Source organism: Rathayibacter sp. PhB152 (genome assembly GCF_003751395.1).
In the GTDB taxonomy this organism is placed as follows: Bacteria; Actinomycetota; Actinomycetes; order Actinomycetales; family Microbacteriaceae; genus Rathayibacter; species Rathayibacter festucae.
Window position 1 is genome coordinate 90,206 of the sequence record NZ_RJUT01000010.1, and the last position, 20,993, is coordinate 111,198.

Consider the following 20,993-nt stretch of genomic DNA (forward strand, 5'->3'; position numbering starts at 1 on the left):
CGGGTACTGCGGGTACTGCGGGTACTGCGGGCTCTACGGCGCGCGCAGGCTCGCGCGGGCACCCGCCGCGGGGCGCGGGCGAACGCGCGCGTCGAGTCCTCGAAAGTTGCGGTAGTGGCGCGCGACTACCGCAACTCTTGGAGACTCGCTCGAGCGAGCTGGGTGGTGGTGGGGCGAGTCCTCGAAAGTTGCGGTAGTCGGGTGCGACTACCGCAACTTTTGGAGGGTGGGGGTGGACGCCGGGAGGCCCGCCCGCGTCAGGCGAAGCGGGACGGCAGCACGGCGCCGTTCACAGCGCGCAGCTCCTCGAGCGGCACCGTGAAGAGGCCCTGGACCTCGACGACGGGGGACTCGGCGTCGGTGACGCCGATCCGGAGCACGGGGTAGCCGCGGCCCTCGCACAGCCCGCGGAACTTCACGTCGTCCTCGCGCGGCACGGACACGAGCACGCGGCCGGTCGACTCCGAGAAGAGGGCGGCGGTGGCGTCGACGCCGTCGCGCTCCATCAGCTCGTCGAGCCAGATCCGCACGCCGACGCCGAAGCGCAGGGCGGATTCGGCGAGGGCGACGACGAGGCCGCCGTCGGCGAGGTCGTGCGCGGAGGCGATCAGCGACTCGGTCGAACCGGCCGCGATCAGCTCGGCCAGCGCCTTCTCGGCGGCGAGGTCGAGCTGCGGGGGACGCCCGCCGAGGTGGTCGTGCACGGTGCCGGCCCAGGCGGAGCCGTCGAGCTCGTCGCGGGTGACACCGAGGAGGTAGACGTTGTCGCCCTCGTCCTGCCAGCCGGAGGGGATGCGGCGGGCGACGTCGTCGATCACGCCGAGCACGCCGACGACGGGGGTCGGGAAGATCGGCACGTCGCCGGTCTGGTTGTAGAACGAGACGTTGCCGCCGGTGACGGGGATCTCGAGCTCGAGGCACGCGTCGGCGAGCGCGCCGACGGCCTCGCGGAACTGCCACATCACCTCGGGGTTCTCCGGGCTGCCGAAGTTGAGGCAGTCCGAGACGGCGACGGGGGTCGCTCCGGTGACGGCGACGTTGCGGAACGCCTCGGCGAGCGCGAGACGGGCGCCCTGCGCGGGGTCGAGCTGGCACCAGCGGCCGTTGGCGTCGGTGGCGACGGCGAAGCCCAGTCCGGACTCCTCGTCGACGCGGACCATGCCGCCGTCGTCGGGGTAGCTCAGCGCGGTGTTGCCGAGCACGTAGCGGTCGTACTGGGAGGTGATCCAGCTCTTGTCGGCGAGGTTCGCCGAGCCGAGCAGCGCGAGGGTCTCGGCGCGGAGGGCGTCGCCCTCGCTCGAGCGAGGCAGGCGCGAGGAGGAGTCGGCCTGCAGGGCGTCGAGCCAGGCGGGGTAGGCGATCGGGCGCTCGTAGACCGGGCCGTCGATGGCGACGGTGCGCGGGTCGACGTTGACGATCTCCTCGCCGTGCCAGTTGATGATGAGGCGGCCGGAGTCGGTGACCTCGCCGAGCACGCTGGTCTCGACGTCCCACTTGCGAACGACCTCGAGGAACGCGTCGAGCTTCTCGGGGCGGACGACCGCCATCATCCGCTCCTGCGACTCCGACATCAGGATCTCCTCGGCCGTCAGCGAGGGGTCGCGCAGCAGCACCGAGTCGAGCTCGATGAACATGCCGCCGTCGCCGTTGGAGGCGAGCTCGGAGGTGGCGCAGGAGATGCCGGCCGCGCCGAGGTCCTGGATGCCCTCGACGAGGTCCTTGCGGAACAGCTCGAGGCAGCACTCGATGAGCACCTTCTCAGCGAACGGGTCGCCGACCTGGACGGCCGGGCGCTTGGTCGGGCCGCCGTCGGCGAAGCTGTCGGAGGCGAGGATCGACGCGCCGCCGATGCCGTCGCCGCCGGTGCGCGCGCCGAAGAGCACGACCTTGTTCCCGACGCCGCGGGCGTTGGCGAGGTGCAGGTCCTCGTGGCGGAGGACGCCGACCGCGAGCGCGTTGACGAGCGGGTTGCCCTGGTAGACGGAGTCGAAGTACGTCTCGCCGCCGATGTTCGGCAGGCCGAGGCAGTTCGCGTAGAAGGAGATCCCGGCGACCACGCCGTGCACGACGCGGGCGGTGTCCGGGTCGTCGATGTCGCCGAAGCGCAGCGCGTCCATCACGGCGACGGGGCGGGCGCCCATCGAGATGATGTCGCGGACGATGCCGCCGACGCCGGTGGCCGCGCCCTGGAACGGCTCGATGTAGCTGGGGTGGTTGTGGCTCTCGATCTTGAAGGTGACGGCCCAGCCCTCGCCCACGTCGACCACTCCGGCGTTCTCGCCCATGCCGACCATGAGGTTCTTCTTCATGGCGGGCGAGACCTTCTGCCCGAACTGGCGGAGGTACATCTTCGACGACTTGTAGGAGCAGTGCTCGCTCCACATCACCGAGTACATCGCCAGCTCGCCGCTCGTGGGGCGCCGGCCGAGGATCTCGCGGATGCTCGCGTACTCGTCGGGCTTCAGCCCCAGCGCCGCGTAGGGCTGCTCCTTCTCGGGAGTGACGGCCGCGTTCGCGGTGGTGTCGGGAACGGCGATGCGGGCGTCTGCGGTGCGGCTGTCTGCCATGTGCTGGAGGCTCCAGGAGAGAGGGTGGGGATGCGCGACGATCCTACCGGGGCGGGCGGTCGGCGCTCGGGGGCGGCCTCCGGGCGTCCTTCCCGTCGATCGGGCGCCGCCTAGGATCGGCCGGGTGGAGCGGGGGATCGGCACGGCGCGCGGAAGCGAGACGGCGCGGGCCGTCGGCACGACACGCGGAACCGGCACGGCGAGGGCCGCGGCCGTCCTCGCGACCCTGCTCTGGGCGCTCTGGCAGTGCTTCGGCAACCTGGGCGCCGCGAACATCTCCTCGGACGAGCCCGCCTACCTCTCCGCCGGCTGGAGCTACCTGCACGGCGACATGACGCCCAATCTCGAGCACCCGCCGACCGCGAAGTACCTGATCGGACTCGCGCAGGTCGTGCTCGGCGAGGGCCTGCTCGCGGGGCGGATCGCGGCCGGCGCGGCGACCCTCCTCACCGGCGTCATCCTCTGGTTCTGGCTGAAGCGCGAGCTCGACACCGTCCTGGCGCTGATCCCGGCCGGGCTGTTCCTCCTCTTCCCGCGGACCACCGCGACCGGCGGCACCCGGATCGACCGGCTCGCGCTCCTGGAGCCGTTCATGGTGCTCTTCGCGGTCGCGGCGATGGCCGCCGCCTGGGCCTGGGCGCGGCGCGGGGCGGCGGGGGAGCGCAGTGGTCGGCTGATCGCCGTCGCCGGCGTCCTCTTCGCGCTGTCGGTCACCTCGAAGCTGACGACCCTGGCGCTGGCGCCGGTGTTCCTCGTGCCGCTGCTGCTGATCGGCGACCGCCGCCGGGCGCTCCGGGGCTTCGCGGCCTTCGCGCTCGCCTTCCTCGTGACCGCGGTGCTCGCCTACCTGCCGGTGCACCCGGTCGAGGCGATCCGCTACCTGCTCGACTTCCAGAGCGAGCACAACGCGAGCGGGCACATGATCGACGTCGCGGGGGCGCCGTACCGCTTCCCACCGTGGTGGGCGAACCTCTGGTTCATGCTGTCGGGCGTCGGTCCGGCGGCGCTCGCCGTGCTCGTGCTGGGCGGGCTGCTGGCGCTGCTCGCGCCGCGGCGGCGGGCGCTGGTGCTGTACCTGGCGGGCGCGACACTGCTCCTGCTGGTGTTCCACCTGCTGATCAGCGCCGTCGCGCTGCCGCACTACTACGTGGCGTGGGCGTGGCTGCTCTGCGTGCTGGCCGGGGTGGGGATCGCCGAGGCGCTGCGCGACGGGCTCGTGCTGCCGTGGCGGATCGCGCGGCCGGCCGGTGTCCTGCTGCTGGTGGCCTCGCTGGTGATCGCGGCGGCGACCTCCGTCGGCATCGCGCAGGAGCGGCCGACCGGGATCGCGCGGGTGGCGGGCGCGCTGCACGAGCGCGGGCTCGACGGCGGGCTGGTGCTGGTGCAGGGGATGTCGTCGGGCGTCTACGTGCCCTACATCGGCGATCGGTACACGACGGATCCGGCGTCGGAGGGGATCGTCGCGATCGCGATCGAGGAGTCGGCGCGCTTCCCGCTGGATCCGCGGGTCGAGGAGTACCTGGCGACTGATCCGACCGTGGTGCAGCTGGACGAGCTGCGGCTGGTGCTCACGGACGGCCCGCTGCCGGCGGAGTGACCGGGGTGTGCGCGGTTGCGCTGCACAACATCAGCTGAGAAGGGGGTGCCTCCGCTGTGGGGCGAGGGACCCCCTTCTCAGCTGATGTTGCGCGCGGGAGTTCGTGATCAGGCGGAGCGGCAGGGCCCGGAGTCGACGGTCGCGGTCAGCGACGGCGCCTCGGCGGCCACCGGTCCGAGCACCGAGAGCGGGATCGCGTAGCCCACGTTGTCGACCGAGGCGGCCTTGCCGAACACCACGCCCGAGACGGTGCCGTCGAGGGAGAGCAGCGGTCCGCCGGAGTTGCCCTGGTTCACGAGGGCCGCGAGCGTCAGCACCTCGCGCGAGGTCGGCGCGCCGTCGACCATCAGCGAGACGGTGGCGTCGGAGGAGATCTGCGCGGCACCGAGGGTCAGCGGCCCGCCGAACGGGTAGCCGGCCACCACGCCGTCGTCCCCGGCCAGGACCGCGTCGTCGAGGGCGAGCGGCGCGGCGGAGAGCCCGTCGACCGCGATGACGGCGAGGTCGGCGGCGGCGTCGAGGTAGACGACGCGGCCGGTGCGCGGCGGCTCGTTCGGCGCTTCGACCACGGGCTGCGAGACTCCGGCCACCACGTGCGCGTTGGTGATCACCCGGTCGTCCGAGACGACGAAGCCGCTGCCGGTGACGCCGACGTCGCAGGCCCAGGCGGTGCCGGAGACGCGCACGACCGAGTCGGTGGCGGTCGCGACCTCGGGGTCGTCCGTCGCGACGCTGGGGATGACCGGCGCCTCGGTCGGGGCGTCGAGGGCCTCGACGACCCAGGAGGTGCCCTCGTCGACGACGGTCGACTGCAGCTGCGCGAGGAAGCCGCGGACCGGGTCGGGCGTGAGGTCGTCGATGGTGCGGATGACGGTGGAGCCCGCGACGGACGTAGTGACCAGTGGGACGCCGAGCAGCGAGACCGCCGAGGTGACGGCGATCCAGACCAGCCCGGTGATGGCGACGCCGGCGACCCCGCCGGCGAGGCGGTCGAGGAGGCCGAGCTTGACCTTGTCGGCGCCGCGGCCGAACACGGCGCCGATGGTCGCGCCGATCGCGTAGCCGACGCCGAGCAGCAGCACCGCGGTGCCGATCACGGCGAGCAGCCGCCACTCGCTGCCGGCCGCCCAGGCGGAGACCGCGGGAACGGCGAAGGAGGCGGCGATCGCCCCGGCGACCACCCCCGCCAGGCCGCCGAGCGTGCGGAGGAAGCCGCGGCGCAGGCCGTCGACCAGCGCGCCGATGAGGCTCAGCACGACGACGGCGTCGACGATCACGGATGCGCCCATGCGGAACTCCTCGCGGGTCGGGATCCTCCAGCATGACCGACCGCGGTTGCGTGGACACCCGGAGGACCCTGCGAGTCCCGGGCTCGGCACGCTGGTCGAGAGGACGCGGCTGGGCCGCGCGATGCCGGTCGAGAGGACGCGGCGGGGCTGCGACATGCTGGTCGAGTAGCCCCGCAGGGGCGTATCGAGACCCGTCGTCCTCAGCAGGCCGGGTCTGCAGACTCTCCTCCTGGCGATGGTGGATCTCGATACGCCCGCTCCGCGGGCTACTCGATCAGCATGACTTCCCCGTACGTGCCGCCTAGAAGAAGGAGATGCAGTACGGCGCCGCGATCGGCGCGAAGAAGCGGTCGACGCTCTCGTGGTCCGCTTCCGCCAGCGTCACCGCTCCGGCCCGCGCCAGCGTGGACGGGCGGGCGGAGCCGAGCAGCAGCGTGCCGAGGTCGGCGACGTCCAACGACAGGGTCGGCGCGTCGTCGCTGCGCTCCACCCGGCCCTCGCCGCCCTCGACCGTGATCCGGTAGGTCCCGTCGACGAGGCCGAGCTCGTCGCGGACCGCGAGCACCAGCGTGCCGTCGCTCGTCCACGGCCGCGCACCGAACGCCGCCGCCACGTCGAGCACGCGGGTCCAGATCAGGTCGGCGACCTTCGTCACCTCCACGACGCGCGCGTCGCGCAGCGCCCAGGTCAGCGGGTCGTCGACGGGAGCCATGTCCCAGGTGACGGTCGAGGCGAGGTCGACGGCACCGAGGAAGCCCCAGAGCCCGAGGTAGGCGTCGGCGGTCGCGGCGACCAGGTCGACGACCTCGAGGGTGCGGTCGTCCTCGTCCGGCCCGACGGCCTTGTAGGTGACGTAGCCGTCGAGCTGTCCGTCGGCGTCGAGGTGCACGGCCGAGCGGACGGCGCGGCCCGGCGCGGTCTCGCCGGGCTCGGTGCCGACGGCGTTCGCGGCGTAGCGCGACTGCCGGGTCAGCGAGCCGGGCGTGCGCGCGTGGAAGGCGCGGAAGACCTCCTCGACCCGCGACTGCAGCCAGGTCGTCGCGACGACCTCGACGCGGCCGGCCGGCTCGACCTGCAGGGCGAAGCGCGGGCCGGTGTCGACGCGGATCGAGCGGGTGAACGCCGAGCGGCCGAAGCCGAAGCGGCGGTAGATCGAGGCCTCGCTCGCGGTGAGCACGGCGACCGCGGCGCCCGATTCGCGGGCCAGGCGCAGGTCGTCGGTGATCATGGCGCGGAGGATCCCGCGGCGACGGTGCGTGGCCCGGACAGTGACCTGCGAGACGAGGTGCGCGGCGAGCTCGCGCCCCCGGCCGACCTGCAGCGACCCGGGGAACGCGGCGTAGGTGGCGACGGGGACGGACTCGCCGTCGATGCCCTCGGGGGAGGCGGAGTCGTGCACCGCGGTCAGCTCGCGCTGGTCGGCGACCATGTGCTCGGCCCAGTCGCGCCACTGCTGCGGCGTGTACTCCTTCTCGTGGAACCCCGCGTTGATCGCGGTGCCCCAGGCGGCCGTGGCGGCGTCGGGTCCGCCCTCGGCGGTCAGGGCGGCGGGGAAGCGACGGAATTCGAGACCGGGAAGGGACATCCGTCCAGCTTAGGCACCCGGCCTGCGCGGGTGCTCCGGGGGCCGGAGCGGCGGTCGCTCGGCGCACGCCGCGTGCTCGCGGGTCCACCTCCGGCTCGTGGAACCGCGTCGGGCTCGCTGCATCCGCCCGTTTTCGCGAGCCGAGGGCGTTTCCACGTGCCGGAGGTGCGGCCCGGGGAGCTCCGGCTCGCGGATTCGGGTCGGGCTCGCTGCATCCGCCCATTTCGGCGTGCCGAAGGTGTTTCCGCGTGCCGGAGGTGCGGCCCGGGGGAGGTCCGGCTCGCGGATTCGGGTCGGGCTCGCTGGATCCGCGCGTTTCGGCGTGCCGAAGGTGTTTCCGCGTGCCGGAGGTGTGGTCGGGGGAGCTCCGGCTCGTGGAAACGGGTCGAGCTCGTCCGATCAGCGGGCTTCCGCGTGCCGAGGGTGATTCCGCGTGCCGAGGGTGATTCCGCGTGCCAGAGGTGCGGCCCAGGAGCTTCGGCACGCGGAATCACGTCGGGCTCGCTGGATCCGCGCGTTTCGGCGAGCCAAGGGTGTTTCCGCGTGCCGGAGGTGCGGCCGGGCGAGATCCGGCTCGCGGATTCGCGTCCGGCTCGCCAGATCCGCGGGTTCCCGCGTGCCAAGGCCGGTTCCGCGTGCCCGAGGTGGGTCAGAGGGCGCGCCAGCGCTTCTCCAGCGCGTCGTCGACGGCCTCCGCCAGTCCGGCGAGCGCCCCGGGGTCCGGCGCCGCCGCCACGACGCGCGCGCAGGCCGCCGCGATCACCGCGCGCCGCCGCGGCAGCGTCGCCGTGAACCCGCAGTCGCGCAGCAGCAGGAGCACCCGCTCGGCCGGCGCCTCGACCGCCAGCGCCAGCAGCAGCCGCCGCTCGAACGGCGCCTCCGGCACCATCAGCCGCCAGAAGCCGTCCGCGTCCTGGAACGCCGCCGGCGGATCCGGCACCCGGGCCAGCAGTGCGAGCGCCGCGGCCAGCCCGTCCACGTCCGCCGCCGCGACGAGCCCCCGCAGCCGCGACTCCACATCCGTCCCGGGACCCGGCCCGAGCGTCACCGCGGCGAGCGCGCGCTCGTCGAGCCGTCGCTCCGTCTCCTCGTCCGGCACCGTCTCGTCCGCCGACCACCACGAGAGCAGCGGAGTCGCCGCCACGGCGAAGTCGCCTGGCCGCCGCTCCAGCGCGATCAGCAGGTCCTCCGAGGCGGCCAGGACCACCAGTGCGTCGACGTCGACGGCGAGCACGGTCCCCGATGTCGAGGGCAGCACGAGGTGCCGCCCCGACGGCGGCACGATCTCCGCCCGGGTCCGCGCGCCGGGCCCGCGGGTGCTCGCGCGCAGGATCGCCGCCTCGAGCGTGTCCGCGCCTGTGTCCGCGCCCGCCCGCGCCGCATCGCCCCCGAAGATCCGTCCACCGCGCGCCATCCCGCCACGCTACCGTCGGCGGCATGACCCGCCTCGTCGCCCTCCTCCGCGGAGTGAACGTCAACGGCCGCACCGTCCGCAGCGCGGACCTCGCCGCCACCGTCGCGAGCGTCGGCGGCACGGCCGTCCGCACGGTGCTCGCCAGCGGCAACGCCGCCTTCGACTCCGACCGCGACCCCGCCGAGCTGAAGCCCGCGCTGGAGGCGGCCCTCGGCGAGCGCTTCGGCTACGACGCCTGGATCGTCCTCGTCACGCAGGAGGCGCTCGCCGCGGCCGCCGCCGCCTACCCGTTCGAGCGGATCGACGAGACCGCGCACCCCTACGTCGTCTTCGGCTCCGACTCCGCCGCCCTCGACGCCGCCGAGTCCGCGATCGGCGCGACCGACCCGGATGTCGAGCTGCTCGCCCGCGGCGACGGCGTCCTCTACTGGCGCTGCCCGAAGGGCTCCTCCACCGACACTCCGGCCGCGAAGATCCTGGCCCGTGCGGTCTTCCGCTCGACCACGACGACCCGGAACCTCCGCACCGTGGAGAAGCTCGTCACCGCCTGAGATGCGGACCGCGCAGCCCTTTCCGGCTGAGAACTCGCACATTCTTTGGTTAGGCTGTCCTTAGTGCACGGCGTCCGTCGCCCGTTGCGCGCCACGACCACAGCCTTCCGAAAGGGAACAATGCCCCGCGCCACCAAGTCGCTCGCGCTCGTCGCGACCGCCCTGCTCACCGTCGGCCTCGCCGGCTGCTCGTCCGCCGCGGCCGGCTCCGACACCGCCGACAGCGACTTCACCCCGATCACCATCGAGCACGCGCTCGGCACCACGACCATCGAGTCGCAGCCGGAGCGCGTCGCGACCGTCAACTGGGCCAACCACGAGGTCCCCATCGCGCTCGGCGTGGTCCCGGTCGGCATGGCCGCCGCGAACTTCGGCGACGACGACGGCGACGGGCTCCTCCCCTGGGTGTCCGAGAAGCTCGAGGAGCTCGGCGGCGAGACCCCCGTCCTCTTCGACGAGACCGACGGCATCGACTTCGAGGCCGTCGCCGACACCCAGCCCGACGTGATCCTCGCCGCCTACTCCGGCCTCACCCAGGAGGACTACGACACGCTGACCGAGATCGCGCCCGTCGTCGCCTACCCCGAGACCGCCTGGGGCACCTCCTGGCGCGACACCATCACCTTCAACAGCGAGGCGATGGGCATGGCCGACGAGGGCGCCGCGCTCATCGGCGAACTCGAGACCGAGATCGAGGAGAAGGTCGCCGCGCACCCGCAGCTCGCCGGCGCCTCGGCGATGTTCCTCACCCACGTCGACCCGACCGACCTCAGCCAGGTCAGCTTCTACACGACGCACGACACCCGCCCGGCCTTCTTCGAGGACCTCGGCCTGACCACGCCGGAGAGCATCGCGACCGCCTCGGCCACCACCGACGCGTTCTCGCTCACCCAGAGCGCCGAGCAGGCGGACGCGTTCAACGACGTCGACGTCATCGTCACCTACGGCGACGACGAGCTCGTCAACACCCTCAAGGCCGACCCGCTGCTCTCGCAGATCCCGGCCGTGCAGAACGACGCCATCGTCCGCCTGCCCTCCACGCCGCTCGGCACCGCCGCGAACCCGACCCCGCTGTCGATCTCGTACGTCCTCGACGACTACCTCGCCATGCTGGCCGAGGCCGCGGACAAGGCGGCGTGATCCACTCCCGCCCGACCGCGTGAGCTCCGACCGCGTGACCCTCACCGCACCTCCCGTCTCGGGTGCCGCCGCCGTGCGGCGCCCGAGGCGTCTGCGCGCCCTCTGGCTGCTCGTCTCGCTGCTGGTGCTGGCCGGTGTCGCAGTGGTGTCGGTGATGATCGGCTCGCGCGACGTGGCCTGGAGCGACGTGGTCGCCGCGTTCGGCGGCTCCACCGACGGCTTCGGGCAGGCCGCGGTCGCCAAGCGCCTCCCGCGCACGGTCCTCGCCGCGGTCGCGGGCGCCGCGCTCGGGGTCGCCGGCGTGCTGATGCAGGGCGTCACCCGCAATCCGCTCGCCGACCCCGGGATCCTCGGCGTCAACACCGGCGCCTCGCTCGCGGTCGTCACCGGCATCGTCTTCTTCGGCCTCTCGACCGCGACCGGCTTCATCTGGGTCGCGATCGGCGGCGCGGCCGTCGCCGCCGTCTTCGTCTACGTCGTCGGCTCGCTCGGCCGCGGGGGAGCGACGCCGCTCAAGCTCGCGCTCGCCGGCGCCGCCACCTCCGCCGCGCTCGTCTCCGTGATCAGCGCGATCGTCCTGCCGCGCGCCGACCTCTCCGGCGGCATCCGCTCCTGGCAGATCGGCGGGGTCGGCGGCGGCACCTTCGCGAGCATCGGCCAGGTCCTGCCCTTCCTCGCCGTCGGACTCGTGCTCTGCGTGCTCTCGGCGAAGAGTCTCAACACCCTGGCGCTCGGCGACGAGCTGGCGGCCGGCCTCGGCGAGCGCGTGGCCCTGGCCCGCGGCGCGGCGGCCCTCGGCGCCGTCGTCCTCTGCGGAGCGACCACCGCGGTCACCGGGCCGATCGGCTTCGTCGGCCTGGTCGTCCCGCACGCCTGCCGGCTGCTCGTCGGCGTCGACCACCGCTGGCTGCTCCCCTTCTCCGCGGTCGCTGGCGCGGTCCTGCTGATCGGCGCGGACGTCGTCGGCCGGATCGTCGCGCGCCCGAGCGAGATCGACGTCGGCATCATCACCGCGCTGATCGGCGCCCCCGTCTTCATCGCGATCGTCCGCCGGCAGAAGGTGCGCGAGCTGTGACCGCCGTGCAGTCCCGGCCCGCGGCCCGTTCCGCCGCACCCTCCGCCACGGCCCTCGCCGTCGCGGCGAGCCGTCGCCGCCGCGGGGCCCGCCGCCGCACCGTGGTCGCCGTGCTCGTCGCGCTGCTCGTCGTCGTCTTCGCCGTCTCGCTGATCGTCGGCCAGACGATCTACTCGCCGGCCGAGGTCGTCCGGGTGATCCTCGGCGAGCAGGTCCCCGGCGCCTCCTTCACGGTCGGACGCCTGCGCCTGCCGCGCGCGATCCTCGGCGTGCTCGTCGGCCTCTGCTTCGGCCTCGGCGGCGTCGCCTTCCAGACGATGCTGCGCAATCCGCTGGCCAGTCCCGACATCATCGGCATCAGCGCCGGGGCGAGTGCCGCCGCGGCCTTCGCCATCGTCACGCTGTCGCTCGGAGCGACGCAGGTCTCGGTCCTCGCCATCGCCGCGGGCCTCCTCGTCGCGCTGGTCGTCTACGCCCTCTCCTACCGCAGCGGAGTCGCAGGCACCCGGCTGATCCTGATCGGGATCGGCGTCGCGGCGATGCTCGACAGCGTCACCGCCTACGTGCTCTCCCGCGCCGCCGCCTTCGACTTCCAGGAGGCCAGCCGCTGGCTCACCGGCAGCCTCAACGGCGCCCGCTGGAGCGAGGTCGTGCCGGTGCTGATCGCCGTGGTCGTCCTCACCCCCGTCCTGCTCGCCCGCTCGCGCGACCTCTCCGGCACCCAGCTCGGCGACGACACCGCCTCCGCGCTGGGCATCCGGGTGAACCGCACCCGCCTCGTCGTGATCGTCGCCGCCGTCGGCCTGATCGCCTTCGCGACCGCGGCGGCCGGCCCGATCGCGTTCGTCGCCTTCCTCTCCGGCCCGATCGCCGCGCGGCTGGTCGGTCCCGGCCGCTCGCTGCTCATCCCGTCGGCGCTGGTCGGCGCGCTGCTCGTGCTCGTCGCCGACTTCGTCGGGCAGTACGCGCTGGGCCTGCGCTACCCGGTCGGCGTCGTCACCGGCGTGCTCGGCGCGCCGTACCTGATCTACCTCATCGTCCGCAGCAACCGATCGGGAGGCTCCCTGTGACCGCCGAGCACACCCTCACCGTCGACGCGCTCACCCTGGGCTACGGCGACCGCACCGTCGTCCAGGGACTCGACCTCGTCGTCCCGCCCGGCCGGATCACCGCCATCGTCGGCGCGAACGCCTGCGGCAAGTCGACCCTCCTGCGCTCGATGTCGCGACTGCTGGCGCCGCGCGCCGGCACCGTGCTGCTCGACGGCAAGGCCGTGCACAGGACGCCCGCGAAGCAGCTCGCGCGCACGCTGGGCCTCCTGCCGCAGTCGCCGATCGCTCCGGAGGGGATCACCGTCGCGGATCTCGTCGGCCGCGGCCGCCACCCGCACCAGGGGATCCTCAGCCGCTGGAACGCGCACGACGACGAGGCCGTCGCGACCGCGCTCGACGCGACCGACACGGCCGCCCTCGCCGACCGCGCCGTCGACGAGCTCAGCGGCGGCCAGCGCCAGCGGGTCTGGATCGCGATGGCCCTCGCCCAGGAGACCGACCTGCTGCTGCTGGACGAGCCGACCACCTTCCTCGACGTCAGCCACCAGGTCGAGGTGCTCGACCTCCTCGTCGACCTCAACCGCAACCGCGGCACGACGGTCGTGATGGTCCTGCACGACCTCAACCTCGCGGCCCGCTACGCCGACCACCTCGTCGCCCTCGCCGGCGGCACCGTGCACGCCGCAGGCACCCCCGCCGAGGTCCTGACCGAGGACACCGTCCGCGCCGTCTTCGGCCTGGACAGCCGCATCATCACCGACCCCACCTCCGGCACCCCGCTGATGCTCCCGCTCGGCCGCCACCGCCTCACCGCCGGCCCGGACGAGGCCGACCTGCAGCCCCTCGGCTGACCGCCGGGCCCGGGTCTCCTCCCCAGGCACGAGATCCTTCCGCTCTCCACGAAGTTCAAGCCCACCCTGGCTCTTGAGCAGCAGGGAGGGCTGGAATACCCTGAGAACCAGGCCGCAGAAGTACCGCGACGTCACGAGGTTCCTCCGCTCGAAAGGGTGGAACCGCACCCGGCAGAGAGGGAGCCACGAGACGTGGAGCCCCGCCGAGGGCGGGGCGACCATCACCCTCGTGCAGCACCGGGGCGAGGTCTCGCCCGGCGTCGTCCGCCAGCTGCAGGCGGTCTTCGCGGACACCCCGAGCGATTGGAACCGACCATGACGAGCGGACCCCGGGTCCTCGCGGCCCGCGCCTACCGGGACGGCACTCCCTGGTGGACCATCGAGATCCCCGAGCTGACGTCGACCGCGCCGAACGGCGTCGAGATCGTCGCGACCGGAGGTGCGGTCTCGACCCGGGGCATCCCGGCTGCCGCCCGCGAGCTCGCCGCCGTGCACCTCGAGGTCGGCGTCGACGAGGTGGACGTGCGGGTGACCGTCGAGGCGCCGCCCGAGGTCCTCGCGATCTGGGACGAGGGTGCCCGCGCCGAGGAGGCGGCCCGCGCCGCACTCCGGCACGCCGGCGCGCTCCGCCGCGAGGCCGTCCGCACCCTCCGCGCCGACGGCTACACCGTCGAGGCTGTCGCAGCCGCCCTGCGGATCAGCCCCGCCCGCGTCTCGCAGCTCGCGGCCACCCCCGATGCGGGGGACGCCCTCGCGGAGACCGCCTGACGAGCAGCACAACGAAGGCCGAGCGCCCGGAATCGCCCGGAGATCCGCGGATCCGGTCGTGCAGCCCTCGTTCCGCAGGCGACTCCGCGGCCACGGGCGCGCACCGGCCGCGCAGACCGTCCGGGGCCCGCAGATGTCGGACGTGTAAACGGTTCCAGACGGCGACCGGGGGGCGTATACGATACCCGGTGTCCGCGCGGACGGCCTGTCGACGGCGGAGCCCGCCGCACCCGTGCCCCGACCAGAGGTCCTCCCCGCTGTGACTGCTTCACCGACGCGCCCCGACGCCTCCGCCCTCGGCCGGGCGAAGGCGCTGCTCTTCGACCTCGACGGGGTGCTCACCCCCACCGCCGACGTGCACATGCAGGCCTGGGCCCGCCTCTTCACGCCCTACCTCGAATCGCGCGGCATCGCCGAGGGCTACACCGACGCCGACTACTTCCGGTACATCGACGGCCGCCCCCGCTACGACGGCGTCCGCGCGCTGCTCGCCTCGCGCGGCATCACCCTCCCCGAGGGCTCGCCCAGTGACGACCCCGCCCTCGAGACCGTCTGCGGTCTCGGCAACCGCAAGAACGACGCCTTCAATCAGACCCTCGCCGAGAACGGCGTCGCCCCGTACCCGGGCTCGCTCGCCCTGGTCGACGCCGCGATCGCCGCGGGCGTCGAGGTGGCCGTCGTCACCTCCTCCCGCAACGGCGTGCCGGTGCTCGAGGCCGCGGGGATCCGCGACCGCTTCGAGGTCGTCGTCGACGGCCTGCTCGCCGCCCGGGACTCGATCGCCGGCAAGCCCGCGCCGGACACCTACCTGCACGCCGCGCAGCTGCTCGGGCTGACCGCCGCCGAGTGCGTGGTCGTCGAGGACGCCCACTCCGGAGTCGCCGCCGGCCGCGCGGGCGCCTTCGGCCTCGTCGTCGGCGTCGACCGCGGCGTCGGCCGCGACACCCTGCTCGAGCACGGCGCCGACATCGTCGTCGACGACCTGGCCGAGCTGCTCCCCTTCCTCCCCTCCGCCCCCGCCCCCGAGGACGCCGCATGAACCCCATCACCTCCGACCCGCTCGACCGCAACCGGTTCCCGGTCGACGAGTGGTCGCTGATCGAGACCGAGTTCGCCACCGAGCTGCAGGGGCGCACCGAGACCCTCTTCGCGACCGGCAACGGCTACCTGGGCCTGCGCGGCAACGTCGAGGAGGGCCGCGACGGCTACGCCTACGGCACCTTCATCAACGGCTTCCACGAGACCTGGCCCATCCGGCACGCGGAGGAGGCGTTCGGCTTCGCCCGCGTCGGCCAGACCATCGTCAACGTGCCGGACGCGAAGATCATCCGCCTCTACGTCGACGACGAGCCGTTCGTGCTGAGCGAGGCCGACGTCCTCGCCTACACGCGCCGCCTCGACTTCGCGAACGGCGTGCTCACCCGCGAGCTGGAGTGGCGCACCCCCTCGGGCAAGCGCGTGCTGATCCGCTCGCGCCGCCTGGTCTCCTTCACCGACCGCCACCTCGCGATCCTCGACTACGAGGTCGAGATGCTCGACCACGACGCCTCGGTGCTGATCTCGAGCCAGATCCTCAACCGCCAGGACGGCGTCGACGAGTACCACGCGCCCTCGGGCAGCGAGGCGGCCGGCTTCGACCCGCGCAAGGCAGAGTCGTTCGAGGACCGGGTGCTGCAGCCGCAGCTCAAGCGGGTCAGCGGCACGCGCTACCTGCTCGGCTACCGCACCACCAACTCCCGGATGACCGTCGCCTGCGGTGCCGAGCACGTGCTCGAGACCGAGAACGAGTGGGACCAGACCTCCCAGATCGACGACGACCTCGCCAAGCACGTCTACCGCGTGAAGGCGAAGGCCGGCGTTCCCGTGCGCCTGGTGAAGACGCTGACCTACCACACCTCGCGCGGCGTCCCCGTGCGCGAGCTCGCCGACCGCTGCGACCGCACGCTCGACCGCGCCCGCGAGACGCCGGTGGAGGAGCAGTTCACCAAGCAGCGCGAGTGGCTCGACGACTTCTGGACCCGCTCCGACGTGCAGATCGACGGTCAGCCGGCGATCCAGCAGGCCACCCGCTGGAACCTCTTCCAGCTCGCGCAGTCCACCGCCCGCACGGACGGCGGCGGCGTCGCGGCCAAGGGCGTCTCGGGCTCCGGCTACGGCGGGCACTACTTCTGGGACACCGAGGTCTACGTCCTCCCGTTCCTCAGCTACACGGCTCCGCTCGTGGCGCGGAACGCCCTGCGCTTCCGCCAGAACATGCTCGAGGCGGCCCGCTCGCGCGCGGCCGAGCTCAACCAGCGCGGCGCGCTCTTCCCCTGGCGCACCATCAACGGCCAGGAGTCGTCGGCCTACTACGCCGCCGGCACCGCGCAGTACCACATCGATGCGGACATCTCGTATGCGCTGATGCAGTACGTCGGCGCGACCGGCGACGACGACTTCCTCGCCCGCGGCGCGATCGACATCCTGGTCGAGACCGCGCGGATGTGGGCCGACCTGGGCTTCTGGCGCAGCAACGGCGACGACCACTTCCACATCCACGGCGTCACCGGGCCGGACGAGTACACGACCGTCGTCAACGACAACCTGTACACGAACGTGATGGCCCGCTCGAACCTGCGCGCGGCCGCCCGCGCCGTCGAGCTGCTGAAGGCCGTCGAGCCGTCGGCCTACGAGCGGATGGTCGCCCGGCTGCTGCTGGACGAGGACGAGGTCATCGAGTGGGCCCGCGCGGCCGACAAGATGCACATCCCCTTCGACGCGCGCGCCGGCATCCACCCGCAGGACGCGGCGTTCCTCGAGAAGGAGCTGTGGGACCTCGAGAACACCCCGGCGTCCAAGCGCCCGCTGCTGCTGCACTTCCACCCGCTGGTGATCTACCGCTTCCAGGTGCTCAAGCAGGCGGACGTGGTGCTCGCGCTGCTGCTGCAGGGCAACGAGTTCACGGCGGAGCAGAAGCGCGCCGACTTCGAGTACTACGACGCCCTGACCACCGGCGACTCGACGCTGTCGGCGGTCGTGCAGTCGATCATCGCGGCCGAGGTCGGCTACAGCGACCTGTCGCGGCACTACTTCCTCTCGGCGCTGTTCGTCGACCTCGCCGACCTGCACCGCAACACCGCCGACGGCATCCACGTCGCGTCGACCGGAGGCGTCTGGTCCGCGCTGGTCTACGGCTTCGGCGGGATGCGCGACCACGGCGGGCGGATCACGCTCGACCCGCGCCTCCCGGACGACTGGGACCGCCTGACCTTCCGCATCACGCTGCACGGCACGCGGGTGCGGGTCGAGGTGACCCAGGAGTCGGTGCTGCTGACCGTCGAGGACGGCGACGCCGCGGCGATCACCGTCCGCGGCGAGCGCGTGCACGTCGAGTCCGGCAACCCGGTCCGCGTCGGCCTCGGCCACCAGGGCCCGCGCCTCACCGGCGCGCCGACCACCTCCGACATCGAGGGCACCCGCCGCTCCGACGGCACCGTGATCACCGCCTCCATCCCCACCATCTCGATGACCCCGGAGCCCGAGGTCCTGACGGGTCCGTAGCCCCTCCTCGCGACCGAGCGGCTGCGCCGCGCCCCCTCACTGATCGAGCGGCTGCGCCGCCCGCCGTTCGCTGATCGAGCGGCTGCGCCGCGCTCCCTCGCCGAGAGAGTGGCCCACCCAGCGGGCGCGGTTCATGCTGATCGAGTAGCCCGCGCAGCGGGCGTATCGAGATCCACCACCGCATGCACGCGGGGTCTCGATACGCCCCTTCGGGGCTACTCGACCAGCATGGTGCGCAGCTCACAGCTCACAGCTCACAGCACGCATTGCACATCGCGCCTCCCGAGGCGCCCGGCCGCACCCAGCGCCGCCCGACGCGCCTCCGCGGAGCCGCCCCTCCGGCCGCTGCTAGCGTCGCCCGATGGTCATGAGCAGTACTCGGTTTCCCTCGGCGGCGCAGCCGACCGTCGCGGTCGTCAGCGACTACGCGCTCGACTACACCGGCGGCGCGCAGACGGCGATGGTCGCGGAGTGCCGGAGCCTCGTGGAGGCGGGTGTCCGCGTCCTGCTGGTCGTCCCCCGCTCCGCCACGACGCTGCCGCTCGACGGCATCGACGTCCGCCCGATCCCGGCACCCCGGATCCCCGTCGCGCAGCTGCCGGTCGTCCGCAACTCCCGCCGCACCCGGGCCCTGCTCGAGCGGCTGCTCCGCGACGAGGGGGTCGGCGCCGTCCACGTCCACTCCGAGTTCGGCCTCGCGGTCGCCGCACTGGAGGTCGCCGCGGCGCTCTCGATCCCCTCGGTCGCCACAGTGCACACCTTCTTCTGGCGCGGCGTGCCCGGTCGCGCCGGCCGCGTGCTGGCCCCGCTCGCCGCGACCTACGTCGCCGCCGTGACGGGCGCCCGACCGCGGCCGGACCGCGGCGGCGACGACCGCCTCGGCGCGCTCCTCCGCGACGTCACCCGGAGCGCCGCCGCCCGCGCGGATCTCGTGATCTCTCCGTCGGCCCACCAGGCCGAGGCGCTCCGTCATGCGGGCCTGGAGCGGGTGGAGGTGCTGCCCAACACCGTGATCCGGCGGGACTCCGGCCACCGCATCGAGGAGAGCGTCGGGGCGGACACCTCCGGTCCCCTCCGCCTGCTCTGGGTCGGCCGGTGCGCACCGGAGAAGCGGCTCGTCCCCTTCGTCGAGGCCTGCCTCGCCGTCCTCGCCCGCGACCCCGATGCCCTCCGCGTCGAGGTGATCGGCACCGGTCCGTCACTCGCCCGCGCCGTCCGGCTCGCCGCGGGATCCCCGGCCGTCGTCTTCCGCGGCTTCGTCGAGAACCGCCTCATCGGCGACGCTTACCGCCGCTCCGATCTCGTCGCCCTGACCTCGTCCGGCTTCGACAACCAGCCGATGGTCGTCGTCGAGGCGCTGCAGGGCGGCCGCGGGGTCCTCTACGTCGACCCCGCCCTCACGGAGGGCCTCGACGGCCCGGGACTGCTCGCACCCGTCGAGCCCGCCGCCTTCGCCGATCACCTCGAGCGGCTCTGCCGCGACCGCGCCCCGGTCCACGCGGCGGCCGCGGCGGCACGGACCGCCTTCGCCGCCTTCGCGCCCGATGCCCACGCCGCGGCCGTCCTCGCACTCCACGGCGCAGCGCGCGAGATCGCGGGTCTGCGCGCCGCGCGGGAGTAGCGCGGTCCGGCGTCAGGCCGTGGCGACCAGCGCGCGCACCGCGGAGGTGAAGAACGCGAGCCCGTCCACGCCGGAGCGCATCGCGAGCGCGGTGTCCGGGCCGAAGCCCGGCTCGACCGCGTGCTCGGGGTGCGGCATCAGGCCGACGACGTTGCCGCGCGCGTTCGCGACTCCGGCGATGTCGTTCATCGAGCCGTTCGGGTTCGCGCCGAGGTAGCGGAAGACCACGCGGCCCTCGCCCTCGAGCTCCGCGAGCGTCTCGGCCGAGGCGATGTAGCCGCCCTCGCCGTTCTTCAGCGGGATGGTGATCTCCTGGCCGGCCTCGAAGTCGCTGGTCCAGACGGTGGCGGCGTTCTCGACGACGAGCCGCTGGTCGCGGCAGACGAAGGAGCCGACGTCGTTGCGGATCAGGCCGCCGGGCAGGAGGTGCGCCTCGGTCAGCATCTGGAAGCCGTTGCAGATGCCGAGGACGGGGGTGCCGGCGTTCGCGGCGTCGATGACCTCGCGCATGATCGGCGAGTGCGAGGCGATGGCGCCGCAGCGCAGGTAGTCGCCGTAGGAGAAGCCGCCGGGCAGCACGATCGCGTCGACGCCGTCGAGGTCGTGGTCGCCGTGCCAGAGGGCGACGGGCTCCGCGCCGGCGAACCGGACCGCGCGCTGGGCGTCGCGGTCGTCGAGCGAGCCGGGGAAGGTGATGACGCCGATCCGCATGCTCACGCCTCCGGGTAGTGGATGCCGACGACGTCCTCGATCACCGAGTTCGACAGCATGTCGTCGGCCAGGGCGGCGATCGAGGCGCGGACCTCGTCGGTCACCTCGTCGACGGTGATCTCGAAGCGCTTGCCCACCCGCACGCCCGTGACGGCGGAGTGGCCGAGGCGCGAGAGCGCGCCCGCGACGGCCTTCCCCTGCGGATCGAGCAGCTCGGCCTTGGGCATGACTTCAACGACGATCGTGGGCACCGTGTTCTCCGGAGTGTCGAGGGGCTGTGCGGATCTCCGCGCGCCCATCGTACCCGCCCGGCTTTCCGGCGATCCGTCCCGGGATCGCCGGCCTTCGGTGCCTCCGCTCAGGCCGCCGCGCTCACCCGCAGGGTGTTCGCCCACGGGTCCTCGAAGGACAGCGTCCGCCCGTCGTCCGCGGTGGCGATGCTCGCGCTGCGCAGGCGCTCGCCGAGCGCACCCAGATCGTCCGCCGCCGGCACGACGATCTCGACCTGCCCGAGCCCGAGCGCGAGCTGCCGCCGCCCCGCGCCGAGCGAGTTCCAGGTGTTCATCGCCATGTGGTGGTGGTAGCCGCCGGCCGAGACGAACAGCGCCTGCCCGCCGTAGGCGATCGTCGTCTCGAAGCCGAGGCGGTCGACGTAGAACTCCTTCGCCGTCGCGACGTCGCCGACGCTCAGGTGCACGTGGCCGACCGAGGCGCCGCCGAGCCGCGGCTGCGCGATCGCCTCCTCGGTCAGGTGCTCCCGGAGGAACGCGTTCGGGTCGAGGAAGAGCGTCGACATCTCGATCCGCCCGTGCGTCCAGGACCACTGGGTCCGGTCGCGGTCCCAGTAGAGCTCGACGCCGTTGTGCTCCGGGTCGTCGAAGTAGAACGCCTTGCTCACCAGGTGGTCGGAGCTGCCGGTGAAGGAGCCGGGGTGCCGGGTCGCGACGCTGTGCACGGCGGCGGCGAGCGCCGCCTCCGACTCGAAGAGGATCGCGGTGTGGAACAGGCCGGCGCTGCGCGGGGCCGCGTGCCGCAGCTCCGGCGCGTGCTGGAGGATCACCGCCGGGACGCCGCCGCGGCCGAGCACCGCGAGCGAGCCGTCCTGCGAGAGCAGATCGAGCAGGACGGCGTCGCGGTAGTAGGCGACCATCGCGTCGAGGTCGGCGACGCGCAGGGTGACCGCCCCCATCACGGTGTCGGGGGCGAGCAGGTCGGGGGAGGAGGTGGTCATG

The 20,993-nt window shown here is 73.3% G+C and carries 18 protein-coding genes; 11 read left to right on the forward strand and 7 right to left on the reverse strand.

Annotation, left to right across the window (positions count from 1 at the left end):
* Positions 1 to 257: 257 nt before the first annotated feature.
* The gene (purL, locus tag EDF36_RS19535) at positions 258 to 2,567 is read right to left on the reverse strand and encodes a phosphoribosylformylglycinamidine synthase subunit PurL (protein ID WP_123734290.1); all 2,310 of its coding nucleotides are present in this window, start codon (positions 2,565 to 2,567) and stop codon (positions 258 to 260) included.
* Between the two features lie 124 nt (positions 2,568 to 2,691).
* On the opposite strand from purL, the gene EDF36_RS19540 reads away from it, so the two are divergent.
* A complete protein-coding gene (locus tag EDF36_RS19540; RefSeq protein ID WP_123734291.1) occupies positions 2,692 to 4,164 on the forward strand; it encodes a glycosyltransferase family 39 protein in 1,473 nt (490 codons plus the stop codon).
* Between the two features lie 107 nt (positions 4,165 to 4,271).
* Here EDF36_RS19540 and EDF36_RS19545 read toward each other — a convergent pair whose 3' ends face one another.
* The 3 genes from EDF36_RS19545 to EDF36_RS19555 all read right to left on the reverse strand — a co-directional run bounded on the left by EDF36_RS19545 (position 4,272) and on the right by EDF36_RS19555 (position 8,452).
* Complete coding sequence (locus EDF36_RS19545) at positions 4,272 to 5,453, reverse strand: MarP family serine protease (protein ID WP_185020574.1); 1,182 nt, start codon at positions 5,451 to 5,453, stop codon at positions 4,272 to 4,274.
* A 301-nt stretch (positions 5,454 to 5,754) separates the two neighbouring features.
* Positions 5,755 to 7,038 (reverse strand): GNAT family N-acetyltransferase, encoded by a 1,284-nt coding sequence (locus tag EDF36_RS19550; RefSeq protein ID WP_123734293.1) that lies wholly within the window; start codon positions 7,036 to 7,038, stop codon positions 5,755 to 5,757.
* Positions 7,039 to 7,687: 649 nt separating this feature from the next.
* Positions 7,688 to 8,452 (reverse strand): DUF2254 family protein, encoded by a 765-nt coding sequence (locus EDF36_RS19555; protein ID WP_123734294.1) that lies wholly within the window; start codon positions 8,450 to 8,452, stop codon positions 7,688 to 7,690.
* Between the two features lie 23 nt (positions 8,453 to 8,475).
* Between EDF36_RS19555 and EDF36_RS19560 the strand changes: the two genes are divergently transcribed.
* The 10 genes from EDF36_RS19560 (at position 8,476) to EDF36_RS19605 (ending at position 19,050) form a co-directional block, all read left to right on the forward strand.
* On the forward strand, positions 8,476 to 9,003 hold the full coding sequence (locus tag EDF36_RS19560) for a DUF1697 domain-containing protein (protein WP_123734295.1): 528 nt from the start codon (positions 8,476 to 8,478) through the stop codon (positions 9,001 to 9,003).
* A gap of 120 nt (positions 9,004 to 9,123) precedes the next feature.
* On the forward strand, positions 9,124 to 10,143 hold the full coding sequence (locus tag EDF36_RS19565; protein WP_123734296.1) for an iron-siderophore ABC transporter substrate-binding protein: 1,020 nt from the start codon (positions 9,124 to 9,126) through the stop codon (positions 10,141 to 10,143).
* A gap of 19 nt (positions 10,144 to 10,162) precedes the next feature.
* The gene (locus EDF36_RS19570) at positions 10,163 to 11,218 is read left to right on the forward strand and encodes an iron ABC transporter permease (protein WP_260300814.1); all 1,056 of its coding nucleotides are present in this window, start codon (positions 10,163 to 10,165) and stop codon (positions 11,216 to 11,218) included.
* Positions 11,215 to 12,288 carry a FecCD family ABC transporter permease gene (locus EDF36_RS19575; RefSeq protein ID WP_397459921.1) on the forward strand — a complete coding sequence of 358 codons (1,074 nt, stop codon included), beginning with the start codon at positions 11,215 to 11,217 and terminating at the stop codon, positions 12,286 to 12,288. The genes EDF36_RS19570 and EDF36_RS19575 overlap by 4 nt, the downstream gene beginning before the upstream one ends.
* Positions 12,285 to 13,121, forward strand: a complete 837-nt coding sequence (locus EDF36_RS19580) for an ABC transporter ATP-binding protein (RefSeq protein WP_123734297.1) — start codon at positions 12,285 to 12,287, stop codon at positions 13,119 to 13,121. Before EDF36_RS19575 ends, EDF36_RS19580 begins: the two co-directional genes overlap by 4 nt.
* A gap of 73 nt (positions 13,122 to 13,194) precedes the next feature.
* Positions 13,195 to 13,440 carry a type II toxin-antitoxin system HicA family toxin gene (locus EDF36_RS19585; protein WP_123734298.1) on the forward strand — a complete coding sequence of 82 codons (246 nt, stop codon included), beginning with the start codon at positions 13,195 to 13,197 and terminating at the stop codon, positions 13,438 to 13,440.
* Positions 13,437 to 13,889 carry a hypothetical protein gene (locus EDF36_RS19590; protein ID WP_123734299.1) on the forward strand — a complete coding sequence of 151 codons (453 nt, stop codon included), beginning with the start codon at positions 13,437 to 13,439 and terminating at the stop codon, positions 13,887 to 13,889. Before EDF36_RS19585 ends, EDF36_RS19590 begins: the two co-directional genes overlap by 4 nt.
* 259 nt (positions 13,890 to 14,148) lie before the next feature.
* Positions 14,149 to 14,928, forward strand: coding sequence for an HAD family phosphatase (locus EDF36_RS19595; RefSeq protein WP_123447086.1), 780 nt, complete (start codon positions 14,149 to 14,151; stop codon positions 14,926 to 14,928).
* Positions 14,925 to 17,429, forward strand: coding sequence for a glycoside hydrolase family 65 protein (locus tag EDF36_RS19600; RefSeq protein ID WP_123734300.1), 2,505 nt, complete (start codon positions 14,925 to 14,927; stop codon positions 17,427 to 17,429). The genes EDF36_RS19595 and EDF36_RS19600 overlap by 4 nt, the downstream gene beginning before the upstream one ends.
* Positions 17,430 to 17,790: 361 nt before the next feature.
* Positions 17,791 to 19,050, forward strand: a complete 1,260-nt coding sequence (locus EDF36_RS19605; protein WP_123734301.1) for a glycosyltransferase — start codon at positions 17,791 to 17,793, stop codon at positions 19,048 to 19,050.
* Positions 19,051 to 19,062: 12 nt separating this feature from the next.
* Here EDF36_RS19605 and purQ read toward each other — a convergent pair whose 3' ends face one another.
* The 3 genes from purQ to EDF36_RS19620 form a co-directional block, all read right to left on the reverse strand.
* Positions 19,063 to 19,761 (reverse strand): phosphoribosylformylglycinamidine synthase subunit PurQ, encoded by a 699-nt coding sequence (gene purQ, locus EDF36_RS19610; protein ID WP_123734302.1) that lies wholly within the window; start codon positions 19,759 to 19,761, stop codon positions 19,063 to 19,065.
* Positions 19,762 to 19,763: 2 nt separating this feature from the next.
* Entirely contained in the window at positions 19,764 to 20,012 is a 249-nt protein-coding gene (gene purS, locus EDF36_RS19615) for a phosphoribosylformylglycinamidine synthase subunit PurS (protein WP_123447082.1), read from the reverse strand.
* A 107-nt stretch (positions 20,013 to 20,119) separates the two neighbouring features.
* Positions 20,120 to 20,992 carry a VOC family protein gene (locus tag EDF36_RS19620; protein WP_397459922.1) on the reverse strand — a complete coding sequence of 291 codons (873 nt, stop codon included), beginning with the start codon at positions 20,990 to 20,992 and terminating at the stop codon, positions 20,120 to 20,122.
* Position 20,993: the final 1 nt, after the last annotated feature.